Consider the following 18,293-nt stretch of genomic DNA (forward strand, 5'->3'; position numbering starts at 1 on the left):
TATCTTTAGATTCTAAAAAAAGCTGTTCTTTTATACATTTCATTAACATCAATTACATGAAAAGCTGTGCAATCTATGTTACGATTAAAATATAGTCATTAAGGGTTGGTTGTCAGTTTAAGGAGGATCTATTTATGACTAAGGACAATGTAAAAAATTTATGTGAAACTACAAAAGGAAAATTAAAGGGAGTCATTGAAAAAACAGAAACATTTTTGAATCATCATTCACTAACTCAACTAAACATAGACAATGATTTTGAAATGGAACAATTTTATAGGAAGATTTTATCTGATGCGAGACATTTACTTGTTTTTTCTGAAGTTTCATACGAAAAACTTGGAATTTGTTTAAGAAGACCAAATTTTAATTTAGACTATTCGGAAAAAGTACTTTTTGATGTTTATCACAAGTGTGTAAATTCATTTTTCTACCCTAAACATGAATGTTATGCAGAAGATGGTAGATATGCTTATACAGGACAAGATGCTATTCGATTTAGGAAAAAACCTTCTCGTGAAATTAGGAATCTTATTCTTGAACTGTCTAAAATATTTGAAGAACTAAGAGAAGACTTAGCATTTTATGAAACAGATTACATGACTGAAAAGAAGCTGCAGGGTAAAAGCGTTTAAATAATAAAAGAATAAAAAATTGAATGAAACCATCCTTTAGGGTGGTTTTTTCTTACACTTTAAGTATTTATAAATACCTGTTTTCGTGTTTAAGGCTCGCCAATCTAAACTCAGAACCTGATTTGGAAAAATAAATGCAAGTATAGATTTTAGCCAGTAAGGAAAAATAATGATGGGGGTGATCATAATGCCGCAAGTAAAATGCAGTGTAGCAAATTGTGAATATTGGGCATCTGGTAATAATTGCAATGCTAATCAAATTATGATTGAAGTAGATCAGCATGCAAATGCAAATTTTAATGAGGAATTTGCTGGAGAAGGCTTTGATTCCAACCATCAAGATAATGCGACAAAGGAATCAAATACATGCTGCCACACATTTAAAAGAAAGTCATAACTTCATCTGTGGTTGCAAAGGAGGTTAGACATGGACACGGAAAATAGAGAATCAGAAAATTTCGAAGAAAATCGAATGGGCAATGATATGTCAAATGAAACCACGCAAGAATTTGATGAAGAATTTGCTGCTGAGTATGCACCATTTAACGTAGCTAATTTTAATCGAGAACGAAACGAATCCCTTCGTGATTCAGCAGAAACAGATGTAGGAGCGAACACAACCTTAGGTATTATTTCACTTGTATTTGCTCTTGCTTCATGGTTTATTTATCCGTTAGTGTTAGGTCCTGCTGCTGCTGTATTTGGTTTTATTGCATGGTATCAAGGGAGCCGTACATTAGGCGGATGGTCCATTGCACTTGGTGTTATTGCATTCTTAGCTTATATGGTGTTGCCTCTGTACACCTAGGTTTGCAAAAAAAACAAGCCCTATTTTATTGGGTTTGTTTTTTTGTATAATATCTAGAACTTATCTTCACCTACTGAGGTTTTGGGGTTTATTTACTTCACTTTTGTGAGTGTATTGTGTAAAATCGGTGGAGGAGAGAAATCATTGTGTTTTAAAGGGGTTATAAAAATGTATTATTTTGACCACTCAGCTACAACACCTCCATTTCCTGAAGTGACAGAAACGGTTTCAGAAGTCATGAAGAATTATTATGGTAATCCATCTTCACTTCATCAACTAGGTATCGACGCTGAGAATTTAATAAGAACAGCCAAGCATGTAATGGCAGAATCATTAAATATAGACAGTGAGCAGCTTATATTCACCTCAGGAGGCACTGAGAGCAATAACTTGGCAATCAAAGGAATTGCATTTCAATATCAAAACAGAGGAAAACATTTAATTACTACTGAAATAGAACATGCATCCGTGTATGAAAGTTTTAAACAGCTTGAAAAATTAGGATTTAAAGTGACTTATTTACCTGTAGATCATACGGGACAGGTTTCTATATATGATTTGCAACAAGCTATAACAGATGAAACGATATTAGTCAGCGTCATGCATGTGAATAATGAGGTTGGAACCATCCAACCTATCGAAGAAATTGCTAATTTATTATTCAAATACAAACGGATTTTTTTTCATGTAGACGCCATTCAAAGTATTGGTAAAATTTCTATATTTCCAAAACAGTGGAATATCGATTTAGTAAGCATATCTGCACATAAGTTAAATGGTCCTAAAGGTGTTGGTGTATTATATTACAGGGATGGAATTAAACTTTTTCCTTTATTGTCTGGTGGTGGACAAGAAGGAGGTTACCGTTCTGGAACTGAAAATGTCCCTCAGATTGTAGGTATGGCCAAAGCGGTTCGAATTTCAATGGATAAACAAAAGAAAAACGAAGATCATTTGTATCAATTAAGGAAAAGAACGACTGATTTTATTATTCAAATTCCTGAACTTAAATTAAATGGTTCTAATGACTTATACCAGATGGCACCACATATCGTACATTTTTCTTTTACAGGGATGAAATCTGAAGTGATTATTCATGCTCTAGAAAAAAAAGGGATTTATGTTTCCACTCGTTCTGCATGCGCTTCTGGAGAAAGCAAGCCAAGCCGTGTACTTGAAGCAATGGGAGCATCTAGAAGCAATGCGAATAGTGGTATACGTATTAGTATGTCTGCTGATCATTCTAATAACGATATTGATATGTTGTGCACACAACTTGAGCAGGTTGTACAAGAGTATAAAGGTTTTAGAAAATAGGGGGAGAAATAAAGATGAAGCCAGATTATATATTACTTCGTTTGGGAGAACTTACTTTAAAAGGTAGAAATCGAAGTGTGTTTGAAAATCGAGTGTTAACTCAATTACGAGATTTTTTGAAATCATATCCTAATATTCAAATCATAAAAAATTACGGTAGAGTATATATCCAATTAAATGGAGAGCCGTTTAAGGACATTGCTGAACAGTTAAAGAAAATATTTGGACTTGTTTCTTTTAGTCCTGTAAACAAAGTAGACACTGAACTCGAAGCCATGAGAAAAGTTAGCTTGGAATTAATGAACAATGTTTCACCAAAACCAAAAACCTTTAAGGTTTCGGTTCGTAGAGCATACAAACATTTCCCTCATGACTCGCAAGAGCTTAACCACTTAATAGGTGGATACGTATTGCACCATACCCCAGGATTAAAAGTAAATGTACATGAACCTGATGTTATTTTAAAAGTAGAAGTAAGGGAAGAAGGTACATTTATCTACTCGGAGATCATTCCTGGCCTCGGTGGTTTTCCACTAGGAAGCAGTGGTAAATCCATGTTAATGTTATCGGGGGGAATTGACAGTCCTGTTGCAGGTTACCTAGCGATGAAGCGAGGGATGAAATTAGAAGCAGTCCACTTTCATAGTGCACCATTTACTAGTGAGCGAGCAAAACAAAAGGTGATTGATTTAGCTAAAGAGTTGACAAATTACTCTGGTAAGATGAAGGTGCATATTGTACCGTTTACTGAAATTCAAACGAAGTTTAATGAACATCCTCGAAAGAATCTAATCATTACATTCATGCGAAGAGCGATGTTAAGAATTACTGAAAAATTAGCAGAGAAAAATGGGAATTTAGGAATTATAACAGGAGATAATTTAGGTCAAGTGGCAAGTCAAACATTGTCGAGTTTGAATGTGATAGGTCGTGCCACTAGCATGCCAATATTGCGCCCTTTAATTACGATGGATAAAAATGAAATTATTAGGATAGCTGAAGATATTAATACGTTTGATATTTCCATACTTCCATATGAGGATTGCTGTACTATATTCCTACCCAAAAATCCATCCACAAATCCTAACTTAGGTGTGGTTGAGAGAATTGAAGAAACAATGGAATGGCTTCCGCAAAGCATAGAAGATGCAGTTGAGAATACGGAAACCATTATTGTATCTAAACAAGAAGAAGAAAAATTAAGTCATTTGTTTTGAGCCTTGAATTTGGGCTCTTTTTTCTTTTCTTGAATTCATTAATTTACCTGCTGCAAGTACACCAATGACAATGGCGATAACAATAATCCATTTTAATGATGTGTTGTTTTCAAAGAAAGTACTTAATTGAGCTTCCTTTGTGATCATTTTAGCTGCTGTATAGGCCAATATTCCGGAACCGAAATAGATGATGATAGGGAAACGTTCGATTACTTTAATAAACAAAGTGCTACCCCATATGATAATTGGTACACTAATTAACAATCCTAATATCACTAATAAAAACTCTCCATCTGCTGCACCAGCAACGGCTATAACGTTATCTAACCCCATAGATGCATCTGCAACGACAATAGTCCAAACCGCTGCCCACATACTTTTCGCAGCATTAATATCATGATCTGCATCATCCACTAAAAGCTTATAAGCGATCCAAATCAGCAATAAACCTCCAATGAGCAATAACCAAGGAATTTCTAATAACCATACAACAAAAATCGTAGCGACAATACGTATTCCTATAGCTCCAGCTGTACCTAAAATGATTACTTTTTTCTGTTGGTGTTTTGGTAAATTTCTAGCTGCTAGACCAATCACTATTGCGTTATCACCTGCTAATACTAAATCAATAAAAATAATGGTGATGAGTGCGGAAATAAACTCAAAAGTAAAAAAATCCATCGTGTACGCTCCTTCAAATTTTATTTCATCGTAAGAGTCCAAACAAAAAGACCCTTACCATGTTATTGGTAAAGGTCTTGCTAACAACGTATTGTTGCCAACAAAGCCGGAGAAGGTTTCTTCTCGAAATGACGACTTTGCTGTGACAGCTACTCCCCTAAACTCATTATATATATTATAAATGCATTTTAATTTATTCGTCAAGAAAATAAAGGACAACTTTCATACATGGAATGAATTGGTCTTGAATAAACATGTACAAACTGTGATAGGTGGTGTTAGATGTGGTAGAAAATCTATTAATCCTTGTGGAAATTGTTATTATTAATATTGTATTAAGTGGAGACAATGCCATAGTCATAGCATTAGCGAGCAAGAACCTTCCGCAGCATCAGCAAAAAAAGGCAGTATGGTGGGGAGCAGCAGGTGCAGTAATACTTCGGTTAGTTTTAACAGTAGGTGCGGTTTTTTTATTGGAGATTCCGTATATTCAGGCGGTTGGATCGGCTCTTCTTTTATATATAGCGATTTCACTGCTTATCAACGATAATGATCATTCTGTTAAAGAAGTTTATTCATTAGGAGCAGCCATATGGACAATTGTTGTAGCTGATTTTGTGATGAGTTTAGATAATGTGTTGGCTATTGCTGCGATTGCACAAGATGACTATATTTTATTATTTCTTGGGATTGGTATGAGTATTCCTCTAATTGTTTGGGGAAGTACGTTTTTTATGAAATTGCTTGAGAAGTTTTCAATATTTGTTTATCTTGGAGCAGGGATATTAGGATATACTGCTGGAGAAATGTTATTAAATGATCAAAAGGCAATTATTCTACTTAAACATGCTCATCATTCAGTTCATTGGTTTATTCCAGCGTTTTGTACTGTATTTGTTCTTTTGGCAGGGGTATTGTTTTCTAAAAAATCATAACAAAAATTAGCAGATTAAAATTATGAATGATAAAAAGAAGTAGTACTATGAAAAAATAGTACTATTTTTTTGCTCTTTTTTCTTTCAAAATAGGAGTAGTGCAGGGTTCTTTATATTAAATATCGTCTATATGGTAAAAGGAGGTATAATGCAACTTTTTACCAATGGTAAGCGTATATTTATTAGATAACACATTATTTGAGAGGAGTAAGACATTGATACGATTTAGAAGTAGCAGCATTTATGTAGTTTTCGTTATATTATTTACTATTTCATTATTTCTAGGAATACATAATGAAGTTTCTTATGCAGAAGAAAAACCTTTGAATCTTCAAATTGAACCAGCTAATGATGGGAGGGTCAGTGAATCGGAATGGCTGCCTATTAAATTCACAATTACCAATCCAGGTGATGATTTACAAGGTGAATTTGTTGTCCAGGTTTTTGATAGAGATGGGGAAGATGAGGCATATGTCCAAGAGCTGGATTTGCCTAAAAATACAACAAAAGTATTCTGGATGTTATTACCTGGTCAAGGTTATAATGCAAATAATCATAAAATCTCGTTCTATGAGAACTCTTTTGATAATGGAGACGAGATAAGTTTTGATAAAAAAGTGTTTATCATATCTTCTTCAGGTTATGAGACTAAATTGGAAGTTGGAGTTTTGGCTTCAGATCCAGATACGATAAATTTTATTGGTTTAATAGGCCAAAATCAATATAAAATCAATCGAGTACATCTCCAAGAGGAGGACCTTCCAAGCGAAGCTATTATGCTGCAGGGATTTGACTTAATCGTAATCAATGATTTTAATACTGAATCATTATCTGATGCTCAAATTCAAGCCATCATAAACTGGACTAAGCAGGGTGGTAAATTAATGATTGCTGGAGGGGCATCTTATCCGAAATCAGCTAATGGATTTGAGGAAATCTCACCAGTAAAATATACGGGGACTCTTTCTGTACAAAATCTGTCATCATTAGAAAATATAGCTTCCGAAGAAGTCATATTTAACAATGATTTTACGATATCACAGGCTGAACTTATTCAAGGTAATATTCTTATTTCTGAAAACGAAACTCCATTGTATGCAGAGCGCAAATTTGGGCTAGGATCAGTAATATACTCGGCTTACGATTTATCATTAGATCCGATCGCTTCTTGGAGTGGGAATAAAAAAGTTTGGAATTATCTTCTTCAGGATGAGATTAGTGAATTAATGTATACTGACAGCGTTTATAGAGATGTTTGGGAATTAGATCGAGCATTAGATCGTTTTGAGTCATTAAATACGCCTCCATTTACGATACTTGTGATTGTATTTTTTGTATATATTATCGTTGTAGCTCCAATATTATATTTTATTTTGAAAGTTTTAGATAAAAGAGAGTGGGGCTGGTGGATTATCCCATCTATAGCGATCTTATCAAGCATGTGCATTTATTTTATTGGTGCATCGGATCGAAACTCTACTTTGGCACAAAGCCTAAGTATTATTAACTTAGATGCGGAAGGAACAGGAACAAAACTAAGTGCTGCTTCTGTGTTTGTACCTAAAGGTGGTACGTATAGTATCGAAACAAATGAACCTCAACATATTTCAACGTTTTTAGAATACAGAAATACTCGAAATACTAGTGGATCTGTTAAAAGTGTTACGTATTTTGAAGAGGGACAAACAAATATAGAGTACAGGGACGTTCCTTATTGGTCTATTAGAAAAGTATGGATGGAAGGGAACCAGATTCAATCCTTTGGAAAACTTCAATATAATATTCAATATAGTAGTAAAGGTTTTGAAGGTGAGATCACAAATTTAACAGATGTGGATTTAAATGATCTTAGCATAGTTATGAATCAAAGTGTTTATCGCATTGGGGATTTAAAAGCGGGTAAAACGGTTTCTATTAATAAAATTTATAGTGCACAAAATTTATATAATGATCAAATCGTTGATAAAATTCTTTTAAATCAATATGGTTCAAATCAATATCAAAATACGAATCAAGAACGAGCATTACTGCTCTTTGCTCTTCAACATATAGGAATGAATGACCGATATGGCAATATAAAATCTACTGAACCTTATATTGTTGGATTGAGCAAGGACCAAGATCATAATATTCTGATTGATGGTGAAGAAGTTTTATCGAATAATCTGAATGTCTGGATACAACCATTAGATATGGAATTGATGAATGAAAACAATCTATACATTCCTTCAGGTTATATTCAACCCTATTTTAATACAGTGAATGTCAGCAATTTTAATATATTTGATTCAAACATGGAGATAGGACAGGGAGAACTTATCATTGAGTATGTTTTGCCTGATATAGAAAATGCAAACTACTCTCGGATAAACTTCACTGGGAATTTATTACACACTTACTTTGAAATATGGAACGAATTTGAGCAGACGTGGGAACCATTTGATGCGAATATAGATGAAGGGGCTTCAGATTATATTACTAGTAATAATAAGATACAAATTAGAATCTTAAAAGATACATCTAATCTGGTTACATTGGAAATCCCGAAAATTTCTTTAGAAGGGACAGTGGAAGAGTAATGATTGAAATTAATAATTTGACAAAAAAGTATGGCAATTTTACTGCCCTCAATAATCTGAATTTAAACATATCTACAGGAACCGTATTTGGATTTGTAGGTCCTAACGGAGCCGGTAAATCTACAACCATGTCTATTTTAGCGACATTATTGTCTCCAACAACAGGTTCTGCAAAGGTTGGTGGTTATGAAGTAACAAAACATCCTAAGGAAGTTCGGAAACTTATTGGTTATATGCCAGATTTTTTTGGCGTTTATGATCATTTTAAGACAGTGGAATATCTTGATTTTTACGGAGCTAGTTACGGAATTCCTAGAAATGAACGTCTACAAGTGATTCCGCAATTGTTGGAGCTTGTGAATCTTTCAGATAAAAAGGACTTTTATGTGGATTCATTATCTCGTGGAATGAAACAACGGTTGTGTTTGGCAAGAAGTTTGATTCATGATCCTGAGTTATTGATACTAGATGAACCTGCCTCAGGTTTGGACCCAAGGGCAAGAATAGAAATGAGAGAAATTCTAAAGGAATTAAAAACAATGGGGAAAACGATTATGATTTCTTCTCATATACTGCCTGAGTTAGCAGAAATGGTGGATGAAATTGGTGTGATTGAAAATGGAGTGCTCGTTTCACAAGGTAAAGTTTCAGACATTCAAAATCAGCTTAGCTCAAATCGCATCTTGAATATCCGTATTTTGGAAAATAAAGAAAGAGCTATGGAACAGCTTAGGGATGAAAAGTTTGTTGCTAAAGTAGAGGCAGATGAAAAAGGACTTCAAGTTCATTTTAGTGGAGAAGATAAAGATCAATTTGAACTACTGTCAAAGTTAATGGCTGATGGACACAAAATTGTATCTTACAGTGAAGCAGAAGCGGATTTAGAAGATGTCTTTTTAGCGATAACGAAGGGAGCATAAATGATGATGTTGTATCTTAAGCAAAAACTAATTAATCCTGTATTAGAGAAGGAATTTCGTTTACGTCTGCGTACAATTCGTTCACCGCTCGCTCTCATGTTTTATTTGTTTGCAATTGGACTAATAGCATTTGGATTTATGTACATGATGTTTAATGACTATTATTACGGCGGTATGAATCCTGAAAGAAGTAGAGAGATGTTTTATTTTTTAAGTGGTGTACAGTTATTTCTCATTTTATTTATGACTCCTGGATTAACAGCTGGGGTGATCAGCAGTGAGAGAGAAAAACAAACCTTAAATATTCTGCTTACAACTCAGCAAAGCTCAACTACGATTATTTTAAGTAAGTTATTTTCATCTATTAGTTTTATGATTTTAATCGTGTTTGCAACACTTCCAATATATAGCATTGTATTTTTGTTCGGAGGTATTTCACCAAGCCAGGTTGTTTTTATCTTTTTATTTTACATTTTTCTTATGTTTTCGTTAGGTGCTTTTGGTATTTTATTCTCAACCATCTTTAAGAAAACGATGATAGCGATCATAACAACTTATGGTACAACGATATTTTTATATGGATTCACTGGGCTTGCTGCTATATTTTTCGAATCAATTAATAGAGGGGTTGGTTCAAATTTAGTTGGTTTTTTATTAAGTTTAAATCCTTTAGCTGCTCTGATCAGTATGTATGATTCGAACTTTACGGAACAAATGTTTAGATCTCAAAAAGATTTTCAGATTTGGGAGATTTTTGTTTTTGTGTATTTTATTATCATGATCATTTGTATTTTATTAAGTATTCGTTTTTTAAGACCAGCGCTAAAAAAGAAAAAACTGAAACAATCTTAAACAGAAAGGTGTACATCATATGAAATCTCAAGGTTTAATAGACTTCATAAAAAAAGTGCGGAATCGCATAAGGTGGCTTGCGATGCTTCGAACTCTTTGGATTGGATTAAATATAGGTTTGATGGCGGCTATTTTCTGGTCTATATTTGCTAGGTTTTATCCTATATCAGACTATAAAATTCATGGGATGTTCGCTATTTGTTTAGGTGTTGTGGGAGGTTTCATTTACTGGTATACCAAACGAGTAACGTATTTGGATGCAGCTAAAACAATGGATCAAAGCGGATTGGAGAATAGAATTGAGACTTCCTATCAGTTTTTGAAAGTTGAAAAGGAAACACCCATCATTCGAATGCAACGAGAGGATGCGGTTGAACATGCTAAATGGTTTGTAGCGGACTTAAGAAATAAACTTCCATTCCATCTGCAAAAAAAGATATGGATTCCTTTTATTTCATTTGTGTTTTTATTAAGTGGACTTCTCTTATTTCCTAATCCAATGGATGAAGTAATAGAGCAAAGGGAAAAAGAGAAACAGTGGGTGGAGGAAAAAGAGCAAGAGGTTGAGGAAATGAGAGAGGAGTTAGAAGAGACTCTCCCTGATCAACTTGAATTAAGCTCTATTGATGAAGTGCTGAAAAAGCTTGAGTACGAATTGGAGGAAAGCGAAACAGCATCCCTAGCTTTAGAAGAGTTAGAAGAATCAATAAAAGAGCTTAATGAAGTTTCAAACGACTTGGCAAAACAACAAAAAAAAGCGGAGCAATGGACCGAACAATTGTCTCAAATACCTGACCTTGAACAAATAAGTTCAGCATTACAGCAATTAAATCCAAATGAATTGGAAGCGGGTTTGGAGAGGTTTGAGCAGCAGTGGCTTGAGATGAGCGAGGACCAAAAACAACAGCTGACAGAACAATTGAAAGAATTAGCAGAAAAGAACGGTTTAGATAATCAGATTTTGTCAGACTTAATGAAAGACATATCTGATGAAGCCTTAGATCAAGAAACTTTAGCAAAATTAAGTGAAGCATTGTCCAAACTATTAGCAGAAATGCAGTTGAATGCGGACCTTTCGTCCTTAGCTATGCAGCAAAGTGCTCAACTGGCCCAAATGGGATTGCCTATGGCAAATCAATTAATGAGTCAGGGAATCAGTGTATCAAGTGCTTGGTCTGGAGGCATGGCTTCAAGTTTGGATCAGTCTCAATTAGGAAATTCTTCTTCATCACAAGGTTCTAACGGAAGTGGACAAGGTCAAGGTTCTGGAAGTGGCTCAGGCAGTGGACAGGGGTCTGGAAATGGTCAAGGCTCTGGCAACGGTGGATCAGGTTCAGGAAGTGGCTCAGGAACAGGTGCTGGTTTCGGAAATGGATCTAGGGATCTAGTTTCTACTCCACGTGAGTTTGAAGGAGAAGGAGAGTTGTTTTCTGATCAAGGCCCACTTCAAGGAGAAGGTGGAGAACTTCAGATAGGTGGAACATCACCAATGTTAGAAGGCGTATCAAGACCCTACGAGGAAGTTTATGTAGAATATGCCAATGAAGCTAAAGATACATTAAATCGGAGTACTATCCCTCAAAATATGCAAAATTTAGTGCGTGATTATTTTTTACAAATTCAACCTGATCAATAAGGAGGTTCATATGATAAAAACTAAAACAGATGTACAGGAATGTATAAATACGATTCAAAATATAAAAAAAGAAATATCACGGGTCATCGTTGGTCAGGAAGATGTGATTGATCAAATGTTATGGTCCATATTTGCAGAAGGTCATGTTTTACTTGAAGGTATTCCTGGATTGGGGAAAACCAAACTAGTGAGTACGATTGCAGATACAGTAGATCTAGTATTTTCAAGAGTTCAATTCACCCCAGATTTAATGCCTGCTGATATCACAGGGACAAATGTAATTCAATTTGGGACAAAAGGAGAGACCCATTATCAGTTTCAAAAAGGACCTATTTTTGGTAATTTGATTTTAGCAGATGAAATCAATCGTGCTACACCTAAAACTCAAAGTGCATTACTTGAAGCGATGCAGGAAAAAACAGTAACATCTGGTTCGAAAACCTATCAGCTTCCAGAGCCTTTTTTTGTGCTTGCAACACAAAATCCGATTGAGAACGAAGGGACGTATCCTTTGCCTGAGGCACAGTTGGATCGATTTTTATTAAAGATATTAATTTCTTATCCATCCAAGGATGAGCTAAAAGAAATTGTAAATCGAACAACAACTTCAGAAGTTTTTACAGCACAGAAAATATCAGATGCAACACAGGTGCAAGCCATTCAGAAAATAGTGAAGGATATCCTTGTTTCTGAGGACATTTTAGAGCATGCTGCTGTGTTATTAATGAAAACTCACCCTGAGGAACCTTCTGCACCATCCTCAGTCAAAAGTTATGTTCGTTACGGTTCAGGTCCACGTGGCATTCAAGCCATGATTTCTGTGGCTAAAGTGCGAGCGCTATGTGCTGGAAGATTACATGTATCAATGAACGATATTCATACTGTGGCATACCCTGTACTTCGTCATCGAATGAGTTTGAATTTTGAAGGGCAAGCTGCTGGTAAATCAACTGATTTCATCATCCAAGAAATCATTCAATCGATGGAGGAAGCATAACATGGATGTCTCCAATCTATCCATGGATTCAACTTTACTAGCTAGACTTGAACAGTTAAAACTAAATACTAGAAATAGAGTCAGGGGGAAAATGCAAGGGAAACGGCGTGCAGAACAAATGGGTTCTTCATTAGATTTTGCTGATTATAGACTTTATTCTCCTGGAGATGATGTAAGACAACTGGATTGGAATGCTTACGGTAGAACAGGCAAACCCTTTATCAAATTATTTTTAGACGAACAAGAGCTGCAGGTGAATTTATATATTGACTGTTCAAAATCGATGGACTTTGACAATAAGTTTTTATATGCACGACAATTAGCCGCCAGCATAGGGTATATTGCATTGGCAGGATATGACAGAGTGAGTACCCATTTTTTTAGTGATCAAGTGAATGCATCCTTGCCTCCTATTCGAGGAAAGGGTTCGTTTCATCGTTTTCTTCAATTTATTTCAAAAGAGATACCTAGGAACAAAGGAGATATATCAAAAGCAATTTTAAATCCAGGTGCGATTCCTAAAAAACCTGGAGTAACATGGATATTTTCAGATTTTTTATATGAAACAGGAATTGAAGAAACCATCTCCTATCTTTCAGCAGCAGGACAGCAGGTTGTTGTGGTGCAAATATTATCACCTATTGAGATTAAACCGAATTTATCGGGAGATCTTCAATTAATTGATAGCGAATCTCATTTAGGAAAAGAAGTTGCCATGTCAGCTAAAGTATTAAAAATGTATGAAAAAGAATTAAATAGCTACACAGAATCTCTAAAAAAATATTGTTTTGATCATTTGACGGATTACTTTTTAGTAAATACAGAAAAAACCATATCCGAAACAGTCTTTCAGTCTTTTCGGGCAAGTGGAATTTTGCAATAGGATCAGAGGTGAATGAAATGGGGTTTTTATCTTTTTCAAGTTTATGGTTTCTAATCTCTTTGCCTTTGATTGTACTGATGTATTTATTTAAGCGAAAATATATCGATACTGTAGTATCAAGTCACCTTTTATGGAATAAGGTTTTACGGGATATTGAGGCAAATCGTCCATGGCAAAAGCTGCAGAACAATCTTTTATTATTTCTTCAATTATTAGTAGCATCATTCCTAGTTATGGTATTAATGCAACCATTTTTATGGGTTCAAGGAAATCATTCTAAGAGCCATGTGGTCATGGTTTTGGATCGTTCAGGGAGCATGCAAACACAAGTTTCGGATGAAGATGGAAATGTAAAAACTAAGCTGGAGTTGGCAAAAGAGCAAATCCTTAAACAAGTGAATGATCAGCCTTCAAGTCAATATTCAATCGTAACAATAGGGGATCAACCAAGGGTCGTTTTATCAAAAGAAAGTGATTATAAAACGATATCAGAAGTTCTGAATGACATAGATGTTTATTATGGTCAAACGGCTTATAAAGAATCTTTATCACTTGTTTCATCCTTAACACGTCAGGAAGAAGATGGGGAAATTATCATTTATACAGATAGACAGTGGACTGAAGATATGAGTGATTTAACTTTTTATGTACCTGTCAGTGTAAAGTCCTTAAGTGAATCTAAGAATTCTAATGTAAATATTGTTCAATTTGGAGTAGAACAAGCGGAAATGCTGTCAGATGAATTAACAGCTACAGCAGTATATACATTAAAAAATCAAGGACAATCAGAAGAAGAGGTTGAGGTTTTTATATATGCAGAACATCAACTGCAATTCGTTGAATCTGTGCTATTGCAGCCTGGTCAGCAGCAATCATTTTTAACAGAAGATTTACGTATAGCGGACTATTATAGATTGGAACTTAACGTAGATGATGATCTTAAGGTTGATAATATTTCATATGCCTTTTCTGAGAAGAATGAAACTAAAACAGCTCTATTGATAACAGAAGGAAATTTATTTTTGGAAAAAGCTCTAAAACTAGGAGACATCAAGGTAATAAAAGTCCAAATTGATTCTGACGGTTTAATGGTACTGCCAAAGTCTGATGTGGATTTTATTATAGTAGATGCAATTGATAATGTGAAGTTAAATTCAGATGAGTGGAATGATTTATTGTTTAGTAAACCAGTTTGGTATATCGATTCCTTAGAAGGTGATGAAGTCGTTTCTTTACCATCAAGTGATTATAAAATTATAGGGCACCCTGTAACTGAATTTATCAGCATGCAAAATATTCACATTTCGAATGCAGCAATTTTAAGTGATTATGATGGGGGTAAACCAATCGTTTATAGTGGTGATGTCCCTTTAATCATTGCAGGGACAAAAGATGGATATTCACAGCTTATATTCACATTTAACTTACATCAGTCTGATCTACCTTTACGAGTAGAGTTTCCTATTTTAATACAAAATGCTGTTGAGTGGCTTACAAATGACGCTTTTGATTCAATAGGTCAAGCTGTTGTAGGAGAGACATTAGAGTTAGCGATCTCACCAAAAACTTCAAAAGCACAATGGTATAAACAAGTGAATGAGCAAAGAGAATTTGTAACAGAAGCAGAAGAAACTGATCAAGTTATACTGAATTTGCAAACCATTCCTTCAGAACCTGGAATGTATGAATTCATAGAAATGGATGATAATGACAATCAATTAACGAGGAGATACTTGGAGGTCGTTATGGATCCTTTTGAATCAAACCTTGATTACTTACCTGAACTTAAGCTTCAACAAGTAAATGAGATTCATGAATTAGAGGTCCGAAAGTCCTCGAATGGATATGATATATATTCTATTGTACCATGGCTCATCCTTCTCATTTTGATCATGGTTTTATTAGAGTGGGGGGTGTATCAGCGTGGGTCTGCGATTTGATTCACCTTGGTTTTTAATGTTACTTGTACCGTTTATCATCCTATTTTATTTGAGTTGGAAAAGAGATATACGTTTAACAGGTTACAGAAAGAAAATGGCCTATAGTCTTCGGATACTCTTTGTAGGATTATTGATTTTTGCACTAGCTGGTATGCAATGGTATTCAACGATTAAGCAGAATGAAGTAATCTTTGTCATAGATCGTTCAGATAGTATGAATCAAATTTCTCAAATTACGGATTGGATAAAAGAAGCGGGGCTAAGCAAAAAGGAGAACGATAAAATTGGTGTCGTTTCCATTGGATTAGATGCAGTAGTTGAGCGTAGCTTGAATGAGGCAAATTTAAAGTCGTTATCTTTAAATAGTAAAATGCAATCTCACTTTACGAACATTGAAGAGGGGTTGCAATTAGCAGAAAGTTTATTTTCCAATGAATCCACTTCTAGAATCGTACTGGTTTCAGATGGTTTGGAAAATGTTGGAGACATGGTTCGAGAAGCAAGAATATTAAAAAATAACAATATCCCTGTTGATGTACTGGAAATCCAAAATAATACAATAAAAGATGTTTCGATAGATGAGATTCATGTTTCAGAACATTTATATCAAGGAGAAAAGTTCTCACTTGAGGTGACAGTAAATAGTACAATTGCAACGTCTGGAATATTAAGAATTTTTGAGGATAATCAAGAGATTTCAAATCAACAGGTTCAGATTGAAGCTGGAGAGAACATCTTTGCTTTGCAAAGCATGACGCAAGAAACTGGACTTCATCAGTATAAAGCTGAGATATATGCTCAGGATGATGAGCAGAATGAAAACAATATTGGATTTGGATTAAGCAGAGTGGTTGGTCCTGCAAAGGTATTGCTTGTTGAAGGAGTAGAGAATTCTTCTCAAAATATCACTTCAGTGTTGGACTCAAGCTTTATTCCCTATGAGATTTTGCCACCTGAGTTGTTACCTTCTGAACCAGTGGATTACACAGCTTACGAAAGTATAATATTCAATAATGTATCGGCAACGCAGCTATCTGAACGAAAAATGGAAATCATCGAACAGATGGTAAGAGATTACGGTATTGGATTTATGATGATTGGTGGCAAGGACAGCTATGGATTAGGCGGATATTTTAAAACGCCGATTGAACGTACACTTCCTGTTTATATGGATTTACGAGGAAAGAGGCAAATTCCTTCTTTGGGTTTAATGCTAGTCATTGACAAATCTGGTAGTATGAATGGTGATAAAATAAGATTAGCTCAAGAAGCAGCTATCAGAACGGTTGAATTAATGAGAGATCAGGATTCAATTGGTGTAGTTGCATTTGATGGATCTCCATGGTGGGTTGTAGAACCGCAAAAATTAACAGAAAGAGAAACTATTGTAGACCAAATTTCCTCTATTCAAGCCAATGGCGGTACAGAGATCTATACAGCTGTTCAAGAAGCATATTCTAAGCTTGTAGAGTTGGAGGCGCAGCGTAAACATATTATTTTGTTAACGGATGGTCACTCTTCATCAAGTCAAAGTTATGAAATGCTGACCTCACAAATGACAGAACATGATATTACATTATCTTCTGTTGGTATAGGGGACGGGGCTGATCAAGCTTTTTTAGAATACATTGCTGAATTGGCAAATGGTCGTTTTTACTACACACAGGATCAGAGTACAATCCCTGCTATATTCAGTAGAGAAGCTGTTTTAATGTCAAGAACTTATATTGTGGACCAGCCATTCGCACCTGCCTTTGGACAAGGAGCTGATTGGTATAACCTATTTTCACAAGGGGTACCTCAAATTCAAGCCTATATTGCCACAACCCCTAAAGAAACGGCTGAAGTTGTGTTAATGAGTCCAGAACCTGATCCATTATTGGCAAGGTGGCAATATGGAGCAGGAAAAAGTGTGGCCTGGACAAGTGATTTTACAGGTGAGTGGTCAAACCAATGGATCAATTGGAATCAGTTCCCTGAAGTGTTAAGCAATGTTGTGAAATGGACTTTTCCACAGTTTGAGACTACAGCCTTTACAATTAATAGTTCAATGCAAGGCAATAAAGTAGAGCTTAATATTGAAAGTACAACAGATTTTAAAGGGATGCTTCAAGGTTCCTTTACGGATGAGTCTTTGCAAAATAAGCAATTTGCAGTTACTCCGACGGTTCCAGGGGAGTATTTTAGTCAAATCGAAATAAAAGAGCCAGGTGTTTATTTGACAAGATTTGATATGTATGAAGAAAATCAGGTTAACTCTTCCTCAGAGATAATGGGAAGTGTGACTACAGGTTTCGTAGTTCCCTATTCTCCTGAGTATGAAATAACTAATATCGATACGGAACATAAATTAAATCAGTTAATGGAGCTTACTCAGGGCAGAACGTTGTCCATGGAACGTCCAGAAGAAGTATTTCAATTTGAGAATGATCCTTCGAAAAAGTTTTATGATATTAGCCATTATTTGATCATAGCAGCTTTAATTTTATGGTTGTTGGACATTGCAGTAAGAAGGTTGTCCATTCCTTGGTTCAAGTGGATTGCCGTGCTGTATCCTAAGACCAGTAAAGTAAGGTCAAATCCATCACAGGAAACCTTAGAAAAATTACAAAGAAAGAACTTAATCTTGAAAAAGAAAATGCAGAGTGAGAGTTCTATATTGAAGCAAAGCAAACTAAAAAATTTCTCCACATCAATGAAAACACAAGATCATAAAATAAGAAGTGATGAAGAAACACGAACTAAGATAGAATTTGAAACAAATAAAAGAGACAGAGAAGGTGAACAAAAAAAAGTAGATAAGGTAAATGAGGTTGAAGCTGAAGGCAATCAGACTTTTAATCGTTTGTTGGCTGCTAAAAATAGGAAGAAAAAATAACTAGCAGGGAGGTTC

Annotated in this window: 15 protein-coding genes; 14 read left to right on the top strand and 1 reads right to left on the bottom strand. The window is 35.1% G+C overall.

The genetic code is table 11. The features are described from left to right. Positions 1-134: 134 nt before the first annotated feature. The 5 genes from Q5Y73_RS03255 (at position 135) to thiI (ending at position 3,977) form a co-directional block, all read left to right on the top strand. Positions 135-635: a YpuI family protein gene (locus tag Q5Y73_RS03255; protein WP_305990400.1), complete on the top strand. Its 501-nt coding sequence runs from the start codon at positions 135-137 to the stop codon at positions 633-635. A 187-nt stretch (positions 636-822) separates the two neighbouring features. Beyond that, on the top strand, positions 823-1,032 hold the full coding sequence (locus Q5Y73_RS03260; RefSeq protein ID WP_305990401.1) for a DUF1540 domain-containing protein: 210 nt from the start codon (positions 823-825) through the stop codon (positions 1,030-1,032). A gap of 30 nt (positions 1,033-1,062) precedes the next feature. Then, positions 1,063-1,443 (top strand): hypothetical protein, encoded by a 381-nt coding sequence (locus Q5Y73_RS03265; RefSeq protein WP_305990402.1) that lies wholly within the window; start codon positions 1,063-1,065, stop codon positions 1,441-1,443. A 168-nt stretch (positions 1,444-1,611) separates the two neighbouring features. Next, positions 1,612-2,760: a cysteine desulfurase family protein gene (locus tag Q5Y73_RS03270; RefSeq protein ID WP_305990403.1), complete on the top strand. Its 1,149-nt coding sequence runs from the start codon at positions 1,612-1,614 to the stop codon at positions 2,758-2,760. A gap of 14 nt (positions 2,761-2,774) precedes the next feature. Further along, a complete protein-coding gene (thiI, locus tag Q5Y73_RS03275) occupies positions 2,775-3,977 on the top strand; it encodes a tRNA uracil 4-sulfurtransferase ThiI (RefSeq protein WP_305990404.1) in 1,203 nt (400 codons plus the stop codon). On the opposite strand, the gene Q5Y73_RS03280 is transcribed toward thiI, so the two are convergent. Beyond that, positions 3,960-4,658 (bottom strand): TerC family protein, encoded by a 699-nt coding sequence (locus Q5Y73_RS03280; protein WP_305990405.1) that lies wholly within the window; start codon positions 4,656-4,658, stop codon positions 3,960-3,962. The genes thiI and Q5Y73_RS03280 overlap by 18 nt on opposite strands. Positions 4,659-4,942: 284 nt before the next feature. Between Q5Y73_RS03280 and Q5Y73_RS03285 the strand changes: the two genes are divergently transcribed. The 9 genes from Q5Y73_RS03285 to Q5Y73_RS03325 all read left to right on the top strand — a co-directional run bounded on the left by Q5Y73_RS03285 (position 4,943) and on the right by Q5Y73_RS03325 (position 18,278). Then, positions 4,943-5,593, top strand: a complete 651-nt coding sequence (locus Q5Y73_RS03285) for a TerC family protein (protein ID WP_305990406.1) — start codon at positions 4,943-4,945, stop codon at positions 5,591-5,593. Between the two features lie 215 nt (positions 5,594-5,808). Then, positions 5,809-8,172, top strand: a complete 2,364-nt coding sequence (locus Q5Y73_RS03290; RefSeq protein ID WP_305990407.1) for a DUF8725 domain-containing protein — start codon at positions 5,809-5,811, stop codon at positions 8,170-8,172. After that, positions 8,172-9,092, top strand: coding sequence for an ABC transporter ATP-binding protein (locus Q5Y73_RS03295; protein WP_305990408.1), 921 nt, complete (start codon positions 8,172-8,174; stop codon positions 9,090-9,092). Before Q5Y73_RS03290 ends, Q5Y73_RS03295 begins: the two co-directional genes overlap by 1 nt. Positions 9,093-9,095: 3 nt before the next feature. Beyond that, entirely contained in the window at positions 9,096-9,944 is an 849-nt protein-coding gene (locus Q5Y73_RS03300) for an ABC transporter permease (protein WP_305990409.1), read from the top strand. A gap of 19 nt (positions 9,945-9,963) precedes the next feature. Beyond that, on the top strand, positions 9,964-11,580 hold the full coding sequence (locus tag Q5Y73_RS03305) for a DUF8809 domain-containing protein (RefSeq protein WP_305990410.1): 1,617 nt from the start codon (positions 9,964-9,966) through the stop codon (positions 11,578-11,580). Between the two features lie 10 nt (positions 11,581-11,590). After that, positions 11,591-12,577: an AAA family ATPase gene (locus Q5Y73_RS03310; protein WP_305990411.1), complete on the top strand. Its 987-nt coding sequence runs from the start codon at positions 11,591-11,593 to the stop codon at positions 12,575-12,577. 1 nt (position 12,578) lies between these two features. Beyond that, positions 12,579-13,460, top strand: a complete 882-nt coding sequence (locus tag Q5Y73_RS03315) for a DUF58 domain-containing protein (protein ID WP_305990412.1) — start codon at positions 12,579-12,581, stop codon at positions 13,458-13,460. A gap of 17 nt (positions 13,461-13,477) precedes the next feature. Next, positions 13,478-15,400, top strand: coding sequence for a vWA domain-containing protein (locus tag Q5Y73_RS03320; protein ID WP_305990413.1), 1,923 nt, complete (start codon positions 13,478-13,480; stop codon positions 15,398-15,400). After that, a complete protein-coding gene (locus tag Q5Y73_RS03325) occupies positions 15,384-18,278 on the top strand; it encodes a VWA domain-containing protein (protein ID WP_305990414.1) in 2,895 nt (964 codons plus the stop codon). Before Q5Y73_RS03320 ends, Q5Y73_RS03325 begins: the two co-directional genes overlap by 17 nt. Positions 18,279-18,293 lie beyond the last annotated feature (15 nt).

Source organism: Chengkuizengella axinellae, from assembly GCF_030730905.1.
Lineage (GTDB): Bacteria > Bacillota > Bacilli > Paenibacillales > KCTC-33759 > Chengkuizengella > Chengkuizengella axinellae.

What these genes read in the sequence shown, in the direction of transcription:
- Q5Y73_RS03255 (WP_305990400.1), top strand. Translation starts at nt 135, where the DNA reads ATGACTAAGGACAATGTAAAAAATTTATGTGAAACTACAAAAGGAAAA.
- Q5Y73_RS03260 (WP_305990401.1), top strand. Translation starts at nt 823, where the DNA reads ATGCCGCAAGTAAAATGCAGTGTAGCAAATTGTGAATATTGGGCATCT.
- Q5Y73_RS03310 (WP_305990411.1), top strand. Translation starts at nt 11,591, where the DNA reads ATGATAAAAACTAAAACAGATGTACAGGAATGTATAAATACGATTCAA.
- Q5Y73_RS03320 (WP_305990413.1), top strand. Translation starts at nt 13,478, where the DNA reads ATGGGGTTTTTATCTTTTTCAAGTTTATGGTTTCTAATCTCTTTGCCT.
- Q5Y73_RS03265 (WP_305990402.1), top strand. Translation starts at nt 1,063, where the DNA reads ATGGACACGGAAAATAGAGAATCAGAAAATTTCGAAGAAAATCGAATG.
- Q5Y73_RS03305 (WP_305990410.1), top strand. Translation starts at nt 9,964, where the DNA reads ATGAAATCTCAAGGTTTAATAGACTTCATAAAAAAAGTGCGGAATCGC.
- Q5Y73_RS03280 (WP_305990405.1), bottom strand. Translation starts at nt 4,658, where the DNA reads ATGGATTTTTTTACTTTTGAGTTTATTTCCGCACTCATCACCATTATT.
- Q5Y73_RS03270 (WP_305990403.1), top strand. Translation starts at nt 1,612, where the DNA reads ATGTATTATTTTGACCACTCAGCTACAACACCTCCATTTCCTGAAGTG.
- Q5Y73_RS03300 (WP_305990409.1), top strand. Translation starts at nt 9,096, where the DNA reads ATGATGTTGTATCTTAAGCAAAAACTAATTAATCCTGTATTAGAGAAG.
- Q5Y73_RS03315 (WP_305990412.1), top strand. Translation starts at nt 12,579, where the DNA reads ATGGATGTCTCCAATCTATCCATGGATTCAACTTTACTAGCTAGACTT.
- thiI (WP_305990404.1), top strand. Translation starts at nt 2,775, where the DNA reads ATGAAGCCAGATTATATATTACTTCGTTTGGGAGAACTTACTTTAAAA.
- Q5Y73_RS03295 (WP_305990408.1), top strand. Translation starts at nt 8,172, where the DNA reads ATGATTGAAATTAATAATTTGACAAAAAAGTATGGCAATTTTACTGCC.